The sequence below is a fragment of the Streptomyces umbrinus genome (genome assembly GCF_030817415.1).
GTDB lineage: Bacteria > Actinomycetota > Actinomycetes > Streptomycetales > Streptomycetaceae > Streptomyces > Streptomyces umbrinus_A.
In genome coordinates this window covers 2,653,652-2,669,034 of record NZ_JAUSZI010000002.1, presented here as the reverse complement: position 1 = coordinate 2,669,034, position 15,383 = coordinate 2,653,652, and the positions used below count along the sequence as shown (strand labels likewise).

Sequence of the window (15,383 nt, the reverse complement as noted above, 5' to 3'; positions counted from 1 at the left end):
GGACCTGATCGAAAGGGATTCATCGTGGCAACCACGCGCTCCGCACACACTGTCTGGGAAGGCAACCTGCTCGAGGGCAACGGAGTCGTCAGCTTCGACTCCTCCGGCGCCATCGCGCAGCAGCCCGTGACTTGGGCGTCGCGCTCCCAGGACGCGAACGGCAAGACCAGCCCCGAAGAGCTGATCGCCGCCGCGCACTCCAGCTGCTTCTCCATGGCGTTCTCGCACGCCCTGGCCGGGGCCGGCACGCCGGCCACCAAGCTCACCACCTCCGCCGACGTCACCTTCCAGCCGGGCGAGGGCATCACGGGCATCCACCTCACGGTGGAGGGCACCGTGCCGGGCATCGCGGAGGACGCGTTCGTCGCGGCCGCCGAGGACGCCAAGAAGAACTGCCCCGTCAGCCAGGCGCTGACCGGCACGACGATCACGCTGTCGGCCAAGCTCGCCTGACCGGCGATTTCCTGCTGGTCGGTCATCCGAGGCACCTCGGAGAGGCTGCTGGGCAAGCTGCTTCACTGACAGAGCTTGCCCAGCGGCCGGACCAGGATCCGGCGGTCCGACCAGGAACCGACCGGGAGCTCGACCTCGACCACGACGGCCTCGAAGGGCGATGCCGCCCGACATCCCCGTGGTCCGCATCCCCGTGGTCCGCGTCGTCCTGTGTTCGGCCGCCGGTCACCCGGGCTCCCTAATGTGCGGGCCATGAAGAGACTTTCGATCACGGCCGGCGCTGTCGCGCTGACCGTCGGACTCGCGTCGCCCGCCGTGGCCGACCGCGACTCCAAGGACCACGGTCGGGCCACCACGGCCTTCGGCCAGGCCAAGTTGACCGGCTTCGCCTCGCTTCCGGCCGAGACGTTCGTCCCGAACAGCGAGCCGTCCGGCTCGGCCATCGGAGCGGGCCCGTTCAACGGCATCACCGGCCCGTTCGCCGACCAGCCCGTCCAGGGCTTCAGCGGCGCCGTCAACCGTCACGACGGCAGCTACGACGTGCTGTCCGACAACGGTTACGGCGGCAAGGCCAACAGCGCCGACTTCCTGTTGCGCGTGCACCGCGTCGCGCCGGACACGAAGACCGGCAAGGTCAAGGTCCGGGGCGGCTTCGACCTCAGCGACCCGTACCGCAAGGTGCCGTTCCCGCTCACCCGGGCCAACCGGGTGCTGACCGGCGCCGACTTCGACGTCGAGTCGATCGTGCGGGCGTACGACGGCTCGTACTGGCTGGGCGACGAGTTCGGCCCGTTCCTGCTGCACTTCTCGTCGAAGGGCAAGCTTCTCGAAGCCCCGATCCCGCTCGACGGAGTGCGGGCGCCGGAGAACCCGTATCTGAACGGCGCCCAGCCCACCATCGGTGGCAGCAAGGGCTTCGAGGGCATGGTCCGCTCGGTCGACGGCCGTCACCTGTACCCGCTCCTCGAAGGCACGGTCAACGGTGACACCCCCGGCGACCTGCGCTTCAGCGAGTTCGACCTGAAGACCCGGGACTACACGGGGAAGCGTTTCATCTACCGTCCGGAGTCGCCCGCCAACGCCATCGGTGACGCAATCGCCGTCGACAAGAATCGCTTCCTCGTCATCGAGCGTGACGGCGGCCAGGGCGCCGACGCCAAGTTCAAGCGGATCTACCTCGCCGACACCCGCGACCGCAACGGCGACGGGGCCATGGACAAGACCCTCGTGGCCGACCTGATGAACATCGCGAACCCGAAGGGCCTCGGTGGCTTCGGCGAGACCTTCACCTTCCCGTTCACCACGATCGAGGACGTGGTTCTCCTCGACGACCGGACGCTGGCCGTCCTGAACGACAACAACTTCCCGTTCTCCTCCGGCCGTACGCCGGGCAAGGCGGACAACAACGAGTTCATCACCATCCGGCTCTCGCAGAGCCTGAAGGCGGACAAGCGCGCACTGCGCTAGGGGCGCGGCCCCGCCGCCGATGCCGCGGCCCGAACTGCTTCGGGCCGCGGCATCGGCATGTCCGGGAGCCGTCGCCCGGGGGCGTCGTCCGGTTCCGTCCGGGGTACCCGCCCCATTGACAGGAAGGCACTCAAGTTTTGTGATGGTAGGCGTTAGGGCCCGGGCGGAAGGGGACGGACATGGCACGTGCGGTCGGGATCGATCTCGGTACCACCAACTCGGTGGTGGCTGTCCTGGAAGGGGGTGAGCCCACGGTCGTCGCCAACGCCGAGGGCGCGCGCACCACCCCCTCGGTGGTGGCCTTCGCCAAGAACAACGAGGTCCTGGTGGGTGAGGTCGCCAAGCGGCAGGCCGTGACGAACGTCGAGCGCACCGCGCGCTCCGTCAAACGGCATATGGGCGACCCGAGTTGGCGGTTCCCCGACAGCGGCACGGTCGACGGCACCCGCTACCGCGCGCAGGAGCTGTCCGCGCGCGTGCTCCAGAAGCTGAAGCGGGACGCCGAGGCGTATCTCGGCGAGGACGTCACCGACGCGGTGATCACCGTGCCCGCCTACTTCGACGACACCCAGCGTCAGGCCACCAAGGAGGCCGGTGAGATCGCGGGCCTCAAGGTCCTGCGGATCATCAACGAACCCACGGCCGCGGCCCTCGCGTACGGACTCGACCGCGGCGAGGAGCAGACCGTCCTCGTCTTCGACCTGGGCGGCGGCACGTTCGACGTCTCGCTGCTGGAGATCGGCGACGGCGTCATCGAGGTCAAGGCCACCAACGGCGACACCCAACTGGGCGGCGACGACTGGGACCACCGGATCGTCGAGCACCTCGTCAAACGCTTCAAGGGCTCGTACGGCATCGACCTCGGCCAGGACAAGATGGCGCTCCAGCGGCTGCGCGAGGGCGCGGAGAAGGCCAAGATCGAGCTGTCCTCGTCCACCGAGACGTCCATCAACCTGCCCTACATCACCGCCTCCGCCGAAGGTCCGCTGCACCTCGACGAGAAACTGACGCGTGCTCAGTTCCAGGAGCTCACCGCCGACCTGCTCGACCGCTGCAAGAACCCCTTCCACCAGGCGGTCAAGGACGCGGGCGTGAAGCTCTCGGTGGTCGACCACGTCATCCTCGTCGGCGGCTCCACCCGGATGCCCGCGGTGACCGAGCTGGTGAAGGAACTCACCGGCAAGGACCCGCACAAGGGCGTCAACCCGGACGAGGTCGTGGCCCTCGGCGCGGCCCTCCAGGCGGGCGTCATCCGCGGCGACGTGAAGGACGTGCTGCTCCTCGACGTCACCCCGCTGTCCCTGGGCATCGAGACCAAGGGCGGCATCATGACCAAGCTCATCGAGCGCAACACGACCATTCCCACGAGGCGTTCGGAGATCTTCACCACCGCCACTGACAACCAGCCCTCGGTCGGCATCCAGGTCTTCCAGGGCGAGCGTGAAATCGCCGCCTACAACAAGAAGCTGGGCGTCTTCGACCTCACCGGCCTGCCGCCCTCGCCCCGCGGGGTCCCGCAGATCGAGGTCGCCTTCGACATCGACGCCAACGGCATCATGCACGTCTCCGCGAAGGACCTCGCGACCGGCCGCGAACAGAAGATGACCGTCACGGGCGGCTCGGCGCTCCCCAAGGACGACATCGACCGCATGATGCGCGAGGCCGAGCAGTACGCCGACGAGGACCGGGGGCGCCGGGAGGCCGCGGAGACCCGCAACCAGGCCGAGCAACTCGTCTACCAGACCGAGAAGTTCATCCGCGAGAACGAAGAACGCATCCCGTCGGACGACACGAAGACGGAGGTCGAGTCCGCGATCACCGAGCTGAAGGCCCTCCTGGAGCAACGGGAGACCACGGACACGAACACCCTGCGCACCGGCGTCGAGAAACTCGCCACCGTCAGCCAGAAGATGGGCCAGGCCATGTACGCCCAGGCCCAGCAGTCACCCCCACCCCCACAGGACCAGCCCGGCACCGAGCAGACCCCGCCGAACGACGAGGAGGGCGTGGTCGACGCGGAAATCGTCGACGACGAGAAGGACCCGACGGAGGGCAAGCCCGGCAACACCACAAAGGACACCCCGACCTGATGGCGCCGCGCCCCTGAGGGCCGCCCCTCAGGGGCGCGGGGAACTGCGCGCCCAGCCCAAGACGGCCGTCACCCAACAAACAACAGTGAGCCCCACACCCTAGAAGTCGGCCCGCCGCGCCCGAATCAACTCCGCGGTCCGCCGTGCACCCGCCGCCCCGGTAGTCATATGGTCCAGCACCTCCAAATGCGCAGCCACCTCGTTACGAGAGTCGAGATACAGCGCCCCGGTCAGATACTCGGTGTAAACCATGTCCGGCAACTCCGGCTCCGCGAAGCGGAACAGCACGAACGGCGCGTACGTCCCCGGATGGGGCCCCGCCGCGAACTCGGCGATCTGCAGCGTGACGCGGTCGCTCTCCACCGCCTCCAGCAGATGGTCGAGCTGCTCCGCCATCACCTCGGAGCGGATACTGACCGGCCGCCGCAGGACCGTTTCCTCCATGATCACCCAGAGATGGGGCGGGTTCTCCCCGGTCAGCAGCTTCTGCCGGGCCATCCGCAGGGACACATGGCGCTCGATCTCCTCGGGCCCGGTCTGCCCGACCGTGCCCGCCTCCAGGACCGCACGCGCGTAGTCCTCGGTCTGCAGCAGCCCGGGCACGAAGTGCGGCTCGTACGACCGGATGATCGAGGCCGCGCCCTCCAGGCTCACATGCAGGCTGAACCAGTCCGGCAGGACGTCGTGGAAGCGCTGCCACCAGCCTGGCTGGTTCGCCTCCTCGGTCAGCCGGACGAACGCCGCGATCTCCTCGTCGGGCACGCCGTACGTCGACAGGAGCACCTGGACGTACGGAATCTTCAGCGCGACCTCGGCCATCTCCATCCGGCGGATGGTCGCGCCCGTGACCCGCAGGATCCGCGCGGCCTCGTCCCGTTTCAGACCGGACGCCTCGCGCAACTCCTGCAGTCGTCTACCCAGCACCACCTGCCCCACGGTCGGCGCAGGACGCCTTTCACTCACGCCACGCCTCCCCACGCGCCGAGCATGGCCAGAAGTGTGCCATGTTCCCGCTCAACCCTCACCTGATCCGGAGCGTTGTCATTACCTCGGCGGTAATCGACCGTCACCCGAGGCGCACGCCATGGTGGGTGTACCGGTTTCCGGGCCGGCGCACTCCGGTCCGGAAACCGGGTCCCACTATTCCGCCACGACCTCGACGGAGGGTGATCCGCCATGTCCACAACCCAGTTCGCCGCCCTGGCCCGCACCACCGAGCCGCAGACCATGCTGCGCCGCTTCCTGGCGCTCGACGCGGCGGTGACCGGCGTGAACGGCGTCGCCTACCTCGTCGCGTCCGGACCGCTGGGGCGGCTGCTCGATATCGACTCGGGGCTGCTGCCGGCCCTCGGCCTGGTTCTGACGGTGTACGCGGCGGGTGTCGCGTGGCTGGCCTCGCGTCGGCAGTCGCCCGTCCTCCCGGTACGGGCCGTGATCGAGATCAACCTCGCCTGGGCGGTGCTGAGTTTCGTCGCGCTCGCCGTGTGGCTGTCGCCGAGCACCACGGGAGCGGTGTGGATTCCCTTGCAGGCACTGGTCGTTGCGGGGTTCGCGCTGGCGCAGTACGTGGCGCTGCGAGCGCTGACGGGACCTCAGGACATCAGCGACTGAAGGTACTTGACCGTAGCCGGGTCGGCCGGGAGCAGCGTCTCGATGGCCAGCTCGGCGACGGTCACGTCCATCGGCGTGTTGAACGTCGAGATGGACGAGATGAAGGACAGCACCCGTCCGTCGTGCTCGATCTGCATCGGCAGGGCGAAGTAGGGGACGGTCTCCCCGGTCCCCTCGTCGCTCCCGCTCCCGGGAGAGCCCTCCGAGGAGCCCTCCGAGGGATACGGGTACGCCGCCACCTCCTCGTACAGCGCACGCAGCGGCTCGGAACGGCGCAGGGCGATGTCCCGCTCCATCTGGGCCAGCAGATGGCCGCGCCACTCCCGCAGATTGCGGATCCGCGGCGCCAGACCCTCCGGGTGCAGCGTCAGCCGCATCGCGTTCAGCGGCGGGGCGAGGAGGTGCTCGGGAACGGTGTCCAGCAGCATCGCGATGCCCCTGTTCGCGGCGACCACGTTGTACGTCGCGTCCACCACGAACGCCGGATAGGGCTCGTAGCCCTGGATCAGCCGCACCACACCCTCGCGCAGCGCGTCCAGCGCCGGATCGTCGAGCGGGGTCTCGGGATAGCGGGGGGCGTAACCGGCCGCCAGCAGAAGGGCGTTGCGGTCCCGCACGGGTACGTCCAGGTGCTCGGCCAGCCGCAGCACCATCTCCTCGCTCGGCCGGGAGCGGCCCGTCTCGACGAAGCTGATGTGCCGCGCCGACGACCCGGCCCGCAGAGCCAGCTCCAGCTGGCTGACCCGACGCTGCTCCCGCCAGCCACGCAGCAACGGACCGACGCCCTTGGCGGACGTGGCAGCCGGCGTACTGGTGGACGGGGAAGCGGACGCGGCGGCGGTCATGCACCGACCGTAGTCGATCCGCGCCCCGGGAGTCGATGAGCCGCCGAGCGGCCGAATGCCTACCCCGCCCATTGCGCCGGACGCGCCTGACCAGGGACGGGACGGCCGGACTGTGGCACGCTGAAGAGATCCGGACATCATGGAAGGAGCGCGATCATGCCCCCTGCACCGCTGTCGCAGAAGGAGATCGAGGACCGGCTCGCGGAGCTGCCCGGCTGGTCCCTGGACGGAGAACGGATCGCCCGCTCCTACCAGCTAGGCTCGCACTTCGCGGCGGCCGCGCTGGTCGTGCACATCGCCCAGGTGCAGGACGAGCTGGACCACCACTCCGACCTCACGCTCGGTTACCACACGGTCTCCCTCACCGTGAACACGCACAGCGTGGGCGGAGCCGTCACCGAGCTGGACTTCGACCTGGCACGCCGGGTCGAGGACCTCGCCGCCGGGCACGGCGCACATTGAGCCCACTGGTGTTCGACTACGACAAGGAAGCCGAGCGGTACGACGTGTCCCGCGGCGGCGAACCCCGTGCCGCCGCGGCCGCGAGCGCCGTGCTCGGACTGATCCCCGAGGGCACGGGCAACCTCCTCGACATCGCCTGCGGCACCGGCATCGTGACCCGTCGGCTCGCGGAGGCCGGTCTCGACGTGGCGGGCGCCGACGCGGCGTATGGCATGCTGCGGCGGGCCGCCGAGCGCGTACCCGGCCGTGTGGTCCTCGCGGACACCCGCCAACTCCCCTTTCCCGACGCCTCGTTCGGCGCTGTGACGGCCGTCTGGCTGCTGCACCTGCTGGACGACGCGGAGCGGGTCGTCGCCGAGGCGGCCCGGGTGCTGCGGCCCGGCGGTGTCTTCGTCACGACCGTCGACAAGGCAGCCTCGCACGACGTCCGCAGCGACATCGACGCCGTGATGGCCCCGCGCCCGCGCCGCGCGGCCCGGGACCGCGACGACCTCGTGGGGTCCTTCGCCGACCGGCAGGCCCTGATCCCGGCGGGCCGGGCGTGCTTCCGCGGCTACGGCCAGGGCCGGGCTCCGGCACGGGCCGCCGCCGACGTACGGCGCGGCTGGTACTCGCTGCTGCCCCCGGGCGCGCCCCTCACCGAGAAACTCGCGCAACGCCTGGAACAGCTGCCGGACCAGCATGTCCCGCGCCCGGACCCGAAGTTCAAGCTGCGGGCGTTCCGGAAGCCGGGGCCGGCGTTCAGCCCACCCCGTACCGGCGCGTGAAGTCCATGACCCAGTTGGTCACCCATGTCTTCTCACCGTCCACGGAGAACGCCTGCTCCCAGCGGGCCGTGGTCGCCGAGATCCCCGACCACACGAACCGCACGCGTACGTCCTTGCCGTCGTGGGTGTCGTCGCCGTAGAACTCGCCCCGCCCGTCCGTGAATCGGCCGATCACGGGCGGGAACAGGCGGCCGCTGCGACTGCTGGACCAGTTCAGCGACCACTGCCCGGTCTCGCGGTCGCGCAGCCGCAGGGTCAGCCCCTTCCACCCCTGGCCGGGCACGTCCATCTCGTCGATGTTGCCTGCCCCGTCGAACAGGCTCCAGCAACGGTTGGTGGCCGGGAACTCCTCCCAGTCGCTCCCGGGGTCCAGGAAGTCGGTGCGGCGGCGGTGGGCCACGTCCCACTCGCCGACGAAGAAGTCGAAGTCGTGCGGCGTGTTCATGAACGGTCTCCAGTCGTGCCCTCGGACAGGCAGTCGGCCATGTAGGCGTCTAGGTCGGGGGCGTCGGGCGCGAGCATGTGCCGTACCCAGGCGTCGCGTTCGTGCAGGATCGGCGGCAGCTCCCAGACACAGCCGATCCACGGCAGGTCGGGGGCGATGAAGTGCGTCGGGTCGCGGTCCGGACAGCCGAGCACCGGCTGGCCCGCCGAGGCACCCTTGAAGTGCAGGACGTTGTCCCACACCCAGCTGTACGCGTTCAGGTAGGCACCGTCGTCGGCGCCCCGGTGCAGCACGACGAACGTCGCGGGCGGCGTGCTGTCTTGATTGGCTCCGCCTCCGGGGCGCCAGAGCCCGTGTCGAGCGGACGACCGTGCTCGACCCTCCGGGCCTCCGCGCGCTCCTCCGCTCGACACCGGCGCACCCCTGCGGCTCTGCCCGCTCGCTTCCGGCAGCAGCTTGGGCAGCATCGCGTACGCCGCCTCCTGGACGTCGGGCGCGATCCCCGCCGGGTCGGCGGTCACGTGGTAGCGCTTGATCCGCCGCCCCGCCACCTCGATGGGCGGCGGCACGGTCAGCAGCTTCTCCGCGAAGTTCTTCGAGGTCTCGGGGCTCTCGGGGCTCTTGGAGGTCATGAGAGGACGCTAGGGCGGCTTCACTGACACCTTCTGTCAGTGAAGCCTGACATTCTGGGGAGGTGAAATCAGCCCGCCTCGTCTCGATTCTTCTGCTCCTCCAGACCCGGGGCCGGATGACCGCCGCCGACCTCGCCGAGGAGCTGGAGGTCTCGGTGCGCACGGTCTACCGGGACGTCGAGGCGCTGAGCGAGGCCGGCATCCCGCTGTACGGCGACGCGGGACACGCGGGCGGCTACCGCCTGCTCGACGGCTACCGCACCCGGCTGACCGGCCTCACCGCGGGCGAGGCCGAGGCCCTGTTCCTCGCGGGCGCGCCCGGACCCGCCGCCGAACTGGGCCTCGGCCCGGTCCTCGCCGCCGCCCAGCTCAAGGTGCGCGCCGCCCTCCCACGCGAGCTGCGCGAGCACGCCGACCGCATCAGCGGCCGCTTCCACCTGGACGCGCCCGGCTGGTACGCCGACACCGACAGCGGGGGAGCCCCGTACCTCCCCGCCGTCGCCGACGCGGTCTGGAACAGCCGCGTCCTGAACGTCCTGTACCGCCGCTGGCGCGAGCCCACCGACGTGGAACGCCGCCTCGAACCGTACGGCCTGGTCCTCAAGGCGGGCCGGTGGTACGTCGTCGCGGGCCCCGGACCGCGTACGTTCCGGGTCGACCAGATCCTCGAACTGGCCGCGTCCGGCGAGGGGTTCACCCGCCCCGACGACTTCGACCTCGCCGCGTACTGGACGGCGTACCAGCGCGACTTCCACGACCGGCTCCACCGGGGCGAGGCGGTGGTCCGGCTGGCCCCAGGCGCACGCCTCACCGGACCGGCGGGAGACGCCGTGCGGGCCAACGGCCGTACGGGCGCGGACGGTTGGACCCTGGCCGCCGTCCCCATCGAGTCCGTGGACCACGCACACGGCGAGTTCCTTCGTCTCGGCACGGACGTCGAGGTGCTGGAACCGGCCGAGTTGCGCGACCGCATCGCCGGAACGATCGCCGCCCTGTCCCGTACGTACGACGTATCTCCTACGCACAACGAATCCCGCACGTACGACGCATAGACAGCGCTTGCTGAATCGCGGCAACTCCCGTGCCTCCAGCGGCAACTGAGGTAGCAGAACCCGTCTGCCCCTCCCAGGGAGGTACGTCACTGTGCAGCACCCGCAACGCAGACGCAGCAGCAGGACCAGGACCAGCAGCAGGACCAGGACCAGCAGCAGGACCAGGCTTCTCCTCACCACCGTCGTCGCCGGGGCCCTCGCCGCCGCAGGTCTCACCTCGCTCACCGCGACTCCGGCCCATGCCGCGACCGCGCGCCAGGTCGAGAAGCTGGACCGGGGTGTGGTCAGCGTCCACACCGACGCCGGCAACCTCGTCAGCTGGCGCTGGCTCGGCACCGACCCGAACGACGTGGCGTTCAACGTCTACCGGGCGGGTACGAAGGTCAACTCGACCCCGGTCACCGGCTCGACGAACTACTTCCACTCCGGTGCGCCCTCCCAGGCCGACTACACGGTCCGCGCGGTCGTGGGCGGCGTCGAGCAGGGTGACTCGGTGCACGCGATCCAGTTCCGTACCGGATACAAGGATGTGCCCATCACCCCGCCCGCCGGTGGCACCACCCCGGACGGCGTCGCGTACACCTACGAGGCCAACGACGCCTCGGTCGGCGATCTCGACGGCGACGGCGCGCTCGACTTCGTCCTGAAATGGCAGCCGACGAACGCCAAGGACAACTCCCAGTCCGGCTACACCGGCAACACGATCATCGACGGCGTCAAGCTCGACGGCACCCGGCTCTGGCGCATCGACCTGGGGCGGAACATCCGCTCGGGCGCGCACTACACGCAGTTCCAGGTGTACGACTACGACGGCGACGGCAAGGCCGAGGTGGCCGCGAAGACCGCCGACGCCACGGTCGACGGAACGGGCGCGGTCATCGGCAGTTCCTCCGCCGACCACCGCAACTCCAGCGGATACGTTCTCGCCGGGCCCGAGTACCTGACCATGTTCAACGGCCAGACGGGCAGGGCGATGCAGAGCGTCGACTACGTCCCGGCGCGCGGCACGGTCTCGTCGTGGGGCGACTCGTACGGCAACCGCGTGGACCGGTTCCTCGCCGGTACCGCCTACCTGGACGGCGCCCGGCCCTCGCTCGTCATGGCCCGCGGCTACTACACGCGTTCGGTGATCGCGGCCTGGGACTGGCGCAACGGTGCCTTCACTCGGCGCTGGACCTTCGACACCAACTCCTCGACCAACACGGGCAAGGGCTTCGACGGCCAGGGTTCGCACAGCCTGTCCGTCGGCGATGTCGACAACGACGGCAAGGACGAGATCGTCTACGGGGCGATGGCCGTCGACGACAACGGCAACGGCCTGTGGACCACGAAGACCGGGCACGGCGACGCCCAGCACCTGGGCGACCTCGACCCGGGGACGTCGGGCCTTGAGTACTTCAAGGTCTCCGAATCCACCTCCCAGCCCGCCGAGTTGTACATCAACCCCGCCAACGGCGCGATCCGCTGGCAGCTCGCCGCCTGCTGCGACAACGGCCGGGGAGTGGCGGGGGACATCCACGCCGGCAACGACGGCGCCGAGATGTGGTCCGCCTCCGACACGAACATCCGCGACGAGTCCGGCGCCACCAAGGGCCGCGAGCCGTCCTCCGTCAACTTCCTGTCCTGGTGGGACGGGGACACCACCCGCGAACTCCTGGACGGCACCCGTATCGACAAGTACGGCACATCCGGCGAGACCCGCCTGCTGACCGGTTCCTCGGTCCACTCCAACAACGGCACCAAGGCGACGCCGGCGCTGTCCGGCGACCTCTTCGGCGACTGGCGCGAGGAGGTCGTCTGGGCCACCAGTGACAACACGGCCCTGCGCATCTACTCCACCCCGAACGAGACCACCACAAAGATCACTAGCCTCCTCCACGACACGATGTACCGCACGGGCATCGCATGGCAGAACACCGCGTACAACCAGCCGCCCCACCCGAGCTTCTTCATCGGCAACGGCATGCCGACGGCACCCAGGCCGACGGTCTACACGCCGTGACCTGCTGAAACGGGTTCCAGGGTGACATGAAGGGGCGGCCGTCCGAGCTCATGGGACGGCCGCCGAACTCGCGTACGGTCCGTCAGCCGACCTTCTTCCACGTCTTGCATCCGGTGGACTGGAACGCCCCGTCGCTGCTGGAGATGGTGATCGTGGTGGGGCCCTCGACGTTGCCGTTGGTGATGATGTCCTCGAAGTCGCCCGACGTGCCCTTCAGTCGCGCCCAGTAGCAGTTCGGGATCACCGAATCCTCGGCGCCAGCCGTCTTGTAGGTGCCTGCTTTGATGTCGTCCCCGACGACGAAGGTTCCGTCGCCGGGGATGGTGGCGACCTTCGGCTCGGGCTTCTTCGACGGCTTCGCCGTCACGGTCTTCGTTTCGGTGACAGTGACCTCCGGTGCCGGTTCGGCGTCAGCTTTCAGCTCGGCCCCGCCGGCGGTCACGGTGACGGTCGGCCGTGCGGACGCCTCTTTGCCGGAGTCCTCCCCGCCGGACGCTCCGATGCCGGCCCCGACGAGCAACAGGACGACTGCCGCGGGGATCACGATGCGCTTGCGCGCCCAGCCCGGCCGGGGAGGTGCGGGCGGCTGCGGGGGCGGGCCCCACTGCGGCTGCGGAGGCGTGGACGGTGGCGGTCCGAAAGACATGGTTCCCCCCGGGGTTGTGGAGGAATGACCGTAACGGGAGGAGTGAAGAAAGTGTGAGGGATGTGCATGGATGGTCACTTGGTTGTGATGTGAACAATTGATGCCCGCGGCCGTCGAGCACGATGTCCGCGGCCGTCGAGCAGACGAGGAGGGCGCGGGCCCTGTCGGGCCCGCGCCCTCCTGTTCGTCCGGCCCGGTTGTCAGGTCACCGTGCAGGACTGGTCGCCGAGCCTGAACGCCGCCGGAGTCCCGTTCGTCCCCGACCAGCTCCCCGTGAAGCCGAAGCTCACCGAGGAACCGGCCGCGACATTCGCGTTCCAGCCCAGGTTCTTCATGGTGACCGCCGCTCCGGACTGGGTGTGCTCGGCGTTCCACACCTGGGTGACACCCTGGCCGTTGGGGAAGGACCAGCCAAGTGCCCAGCCGTTCCAGGTGGTTGAGCCGGTGTTGTTGAGTTGGACGTCCGCCTGGAAGCCGCCCGACCACTGGTTCGTGATCTTGTACGTCACCGCGCAGGCGCCGGTCGGTGTCGGGTCCGTGCCGCCGCCCCCGCCCCCGCCGTCCGTGTCGGACGAGTCGCCGTAGATGACGCCCCGCCCGTTCGTCGACACGTACACGCGCCCGTAGACGCGCGGATCACCGGTGATGGCCGCGCCCGTCCAACCCCACTGGTGTGCGTCGTCGTTGATGCGGGTCCAGGTCGTGCCCTTGTCCGTGGAGCGGAAGATGCCGCGTACGCCGCCGATCTTCGCGCTCGTGTAGAGGGTCTGGTAGGAGGCGCCGGCCGCCGCCTTGCCGAAGCCGATCGTGTCGGCCTGCTCGACGCCCGACAGCTTGGTGAAGGTCGCACCGCCGTCCGTGGAGTGCCACAGCCCGTACGCGCCGTCGCTCGCGCCGCCCGCCAGCCACACGTCACCCTTCGTACCCGGCAGCGCCTTGAACCGTACGCTGTCGCCGCTCGGCAGCCCGGTCGCGGACGAGGCCGTGAAGGATGCACCGCCGTCCGAACTGACGTAGAACCTGCCGGACTTGAAGCCGTAGAAGGTCTTCGGGTCGACCCGGTCCGACTCGACGATCGCACCGGCCGGGATGCCGGTCGACGCCGACCACGAGGTGCCGAAGCCCGTCGCGTAGTGGACGCCCGCGCCCTCCGGACTCCACAGGAAGCGGCTGCCGTCGGACGCCGCCGCGACCGTGCCACCGCCACTCACCCCCGAAGGGTCAGTGCCTGCGAACCAGTTGGCGCCGTTGTCCGTGGAGAACGCCACATGTGGACCCGAGTCGAGATTGCCGGCCCGCACCACCGTGCCCGGGTTGGACTCTGCGAAGTCGAGGCTCGTCGTCGTGGTGAAGTTCGGCGAAGTGAACATCATCGAGGGGACCTTGGTGAGATCCGTGTGCCGGAAGCCGCCGATGTCGCCCAGCGCGCTGAGGAGTTGGGCCCCGCCGGACGGGGGAGCGGCCAGGTCGTTCACGGCCGTCTCCTCCAGGCCCTGGACCATCGGCTTGATGGTGAACTGGCCGCCGCTGTCCCACTGGCCCAGGTTCTCGGTGCCGTAGACCGTCGCGCCCGTCCCGTACATCATCCGGGCCGAGTTGAACGGATCGATCTCCAACGCCTCGGTCATCCAGCCCAGTTTGGGAGCCTGCTCGGGCGGCGACGGATTGGCGCCCCAGCTCAGCCACGGCGAGGACGAGACGTCCATCGTGTAGCGGTTCGAGCGGTTGGGGTACGAGGTGTAGTCCCAGGCCTTCGTCCAGGTTCCGCCGCTGTCCGTGGAACGGAAGATCTGTGTGTCGGGCCACCAGGAGCTGTATGCCGTCGCCATGACCGTGCCCGGCTTCTGCCGGTCGACCGTCAGCCCGCTGAAGCCGTAGTAGGTGTCGGCCTCCGCGACCGGGCTGATGTTCGTCCAGGTGCCGGTGGCCGTCGCGTACCGCCACAGCTGACCTTTGCCGCCGTCGTACGGGCCGCCCTTGTCGCTGTACGCGAGATAGAGGTAGCCGTTCGCCGCGTCCAGGACCCCCTTGTGGGCCAGGTGTCCCGTGGGCTGCCCGGCGAGACGGGACCAGGTCGCGCCCGCGTCGGTGGAGCGGTAGACGGCGTTTTCCTTGTCGGCGACACCGACGTAGAGGGTCCCGGTGGCGTTCGAGCCCGTGCCGGTCGACTCGTCGAAGGTCACCCAGGCGATGCCCTGGTTGTCGGAGGCGTACCCGCTCGTGTCGGTCGGATCCTGCACGTAGTTGCCGACGTTCGGAAAGTTCGTCACCTGCGACCAGGAGGCACCCGAGTCCGTGGACCGCCACAGTCCCTTGCCGCTCGGGGCGCCCAGATACAGCACGCTGTTCTTGTGGGGGTCGACAGCGAGCCGTTCGCCCATGCCGCGCCCGGGCATGTTGCCGCCCAGCTTGAACGGCAGATCGGCCTTCTGCCAGGTCGCGCCCCGGTCGGAGGACCTGAGCACGGCCCCGTTCCCGGGATCCCAGCTGTTCGTGTACGTCCCGACGGCCGCGTACACCTTGCTCGGCGCGACCGCGTCCGAGGCCAGGCTCACGACGCCCGTGTGTCCCCAGCGGTCCCAGCCCACCGAGTCGAGCAGCGGGGTCCAGCTCTTCGACGACTCCTGCCAGCGGTAGGCGCCACCGATGTCGGTCCGGGCGTACGCGAGGTTCTTCTCGGACCGGTTGAAGACGATGCCGGGGACGAACCCGCCGCCGTCGATGCGCGCGTTCTTCCAGGTGTACGTGTCGGCGGCGATGGACGCCGAAGGCGCGGCCTTCTCGGCGGGCTGCGCGGCCAGCGCGGGCGGCACACCCGCAAGCAGCCCGGCCGCGAGCCCGAGCACGGCGATGAGGACGGAGGTTCTTCGCACGGTGACCCTCTCCTTGCGTGGGGGGAAGAAGACGCGAA

Annotated in this window: 14 protein-coding genes; 8 read left to right on the top strand and 6 right to left on the bottom strand. The window is 69.6% G+C overall.

The genetic code is table 11. The features are described from left to right. Positions 1-24: 24 nt before the first annotated feature. The 3 genes from QF035_RS12205 (at position 25) to dnaK (ending at position 4,010) form a co-directional block, all read left to right on the top strand. The gene (locus tag QF035_RS12205) at positions 25-453 is read left to right on the top strand and encodes an OsmC family protein (RefSeq protein WP_307520198.1); all 429 of its coding nucleotides are present in this window, start codon (positions 25-27) and stop codon (positions 451-453) included. A gap of 252 nt (positions 454-705) precedes the next feature. Next, on the top strand, positions 706-1,920 hold the full coding sequence (locus QF035_RS12200; RefSeq protein WP_307520197.1) for an esterase-like activity of phytase family protein: 1,215 nt from the start codon (positions 706-708) through the stop codon (positions 1,918-1,920). A 179-nt stretch (positions 1,921-2,099) separates the two neighbouring features. Beyond that, entirely contained in the window at positions 2,100-4,010 is a 1,911-nt protein-coding gene (dnaK, locus tag QF035_RS12195; RefSeq protein ID WP_307520196.1) for a molecular chaperone DnaK, read from the top strand. Positions 4,011-4,109: 99 nt separating this feature from the next. Here dnaK and QF035_RS12190 read toward each other — a convergent pair whose 3' ends face one another. Then, complete coding sequence (locus QF035_RS12190) at positions 4,110-4,973, bottom strand: helix-turn-helix domain-containing protein (protein WP_307520195.1); 864 nt, start codon at positions 4,971-4,973, stop codon at positions 4,110-4,112. Positions 4,974-5,186: 213 nt separating this feature from the next. Between QF035_RS12190 and QF035_RS12185 the strand changes: the two genes are divergently transcribed. Further along, positions 5,187-5,621 carry a hypothetical protein gene (locus tag QF035_RS12185; protein ID WP_307520194.1) on the top strand — a complete coding sequence of 145 codons (435 nt, stop codon included), beginning with the start codon at positions 5,187-5,189 and terminating at the stop codon, positions 5,619-5,621. Here QF035_RS12185 and QF035_RS12180 read toward each other — a convergent pair. Then, the gene (locus QF035_RS12180; protein WP_307520193.1) at positions 5,603-6,466 is read right to left on the bottom strand and encodes a helix-turn-helix domain-containing protein; all 864 of its coding nucleotides are present in this window, start codon (positions 6,464-6,466) and stop codon (positions 5,603-5,605) included. The two genes, QF035_RS12185 and QF035_RS12180, sit on opposite strands and share 19 nt — an antisense overlap. Positions 6,467-6,622: 156 nt before the next feature. On the opposite strand from QF035_RS12180, the gene QF035_RS12175 reads away from it, so the two are divergent. Both QF035_RS12175 and QF035_RS12170 read left to right on the top strand, forming a co-directional pair. After that, positions 6,623-6,928, top strand: coding sequence for a 4a-hydroxytetrahydrobiopterin dehydratase (locus tag QF035_RS12175; protein ID WP_307520192.1), 306 nt, complete (start codon positions 6,623-6,625; stop codon positions 6,926-6,928). Between the two features lie 8 nt (positions 6,929-6,936). Continuing rightward, positions 6,937-7,695, top strand: a complete 759-nt coding sequence (locus QF035_RS12170; RefSeq protein ID WP_307520190.1) for a class I SAM-dependent methyltransferase — start codon at positions 6,937-6,939, stop codon at positions 7,693-7,695. Here the strand turns inward: QF035_RS12170 and QF035_RS12165 are convergent. Next, a complete protein-coding gene (locus QF035_RS12165; protein WP_307520189.1) occupies positions 7,670-8,140 on the bottom strand; it encodes a hypothetical protein in 471 nt (156 codons plus the stop codon). The two genes, QF035_RS12170 and QF035_RS12165, sit on opposite strands and share 26 nt — an antisense overlap. Continuing rightward, positions 8,137-8,772, bottom strand: a complete 636-nt coding sequence (locus QF035_RS12160) for a hypothetical protein (RefSeq protein WP_307520188.1) — start codon at positions 8,770-8,772, stop codon at positions 8,137-8,139. Before QF035_RS12160 ends, QF035_RS12165 begins: the two co-directional genes overlap by 4 nt. A 62-nt stretch (positions 8,773-8,834) precedes the next feature. On the opposite strand from QF035_RS12160, the gene QF035_RS12155 reads away from it, so the two are divergent. Together QF035_RS12155 and QF035_RS12150 are read left to right on the top strand one after the other, a co-directional pair. Continuing rightward, positions 8,835-9,824: a helix-turn-helix transcriptional regulator gene (locus QF035_RS12155; protein WP_307520187.1), complete on the top strand. Its 990-nt coding sequence runs from the start codon at positions 8,835-8,837 to the stop codon at positions 9,822-9,824. Between the two features lie 91 nt (positions 9,825-9,915). Next, complete coding sequence (locus QF035_RS12150; protein ID WP_307520186.1) at positions 9,916-11,826, top strand: rhamnogalacturonan lyase; 1,911 nt, start codon at positions 9,916-9,918, stop codon at positions 11,824-11,826. 82 nt (positions 11,827-11,908) lie between these two features. Here QF035_RS12150 and QF035_RS12145 read toward each other — a convergent pair whose 3' ends face one another. Continuing rightward, on the bottom strand, positions 11,909-12,472 hold the full coding sequence (locus QF035_RS12145; protein ID WP_307520185.1) for a hypothetical protein: 564 nt from the start codon (positions 12,470-12,472) through the stop codon (positions 11,909-11,911). A gap of 200 nt (positions 12,473-12,672) precedes the next feature. Then, the gene (locus QF035_RS12140; protein ID WP_307520183.1) at positions 12,673-15,345 is read right to left on the bottom strand and encodes a cellulose binding domain-containing protein; all 2,673 of its coding nucleotides are present in this window, start codon (positions 15,343-15,345) and stop codon (positions 12,673-12,675) included. Positions 15,346-15,383 lie beyond the last annotated feature (38 nt).

Excerpts from the sequence above, each read along its gene's own strand:
- QF035_RS12200 (WP_307520197.1), top strand. The coding sequence starts at position 706 with ATGAAGAGACTTTCGATCACGGCCGGCGCTGTCGCGCTGACCGTCGGA.
- dnaK (WP_307520196.1), top strand. The coding sequence starts at position 2,100 with ATGGCACGTGCGGTCGGGATCGATCTCGGTACCACCAACTCGGTGGTG.
- QF035_RS12185 (WP_307520194.1), top strand. The coding sequence starts at position 5,187 with ATGTCCACAACCCAGTTCGCCGCCCTGGCCCGCACCACCGAGCCGCAG.
- QF035_RS12180 (WP_307520193.1), bottom strand. The coding sequence starts at position 6,466 with ATGACCGCCGCCGCGTCCGCTTCCCCGTCCACCAGTACGCCGGCTGCC.
- QF035_RS12175 (WP_307520192.1), top strand. The coding sequence starts at position 6,623 with ATGCCCCCTGCACCGCTGTCGCAGAAGGAGATCGAGGACCGGCTCGCG.
- QF035_RS12165 (WP_307520189.1), bottom strand. The coding sequence starts at position 8,140 with ATGAACACGCCGCACGACTTCGACTTCTTCGTCGGCGAGTGGGACGTG.
- QF035_RS12160 (WP_307520188.1), bottom strand. The coding sequence starts at position 8,772 with ATGACCTCCAAGAGCCCCGAGAGCCCCGAGACCTCGAAGAACTTCGCG.
- QF035_RS12145 (WP_307520185.1), bottom strand. The coding sequence starts at position 12,472 with ATGTCTTTCGGACCGCCACCGTCCACGCCTCCGCAGCCGCAGTGGGGC.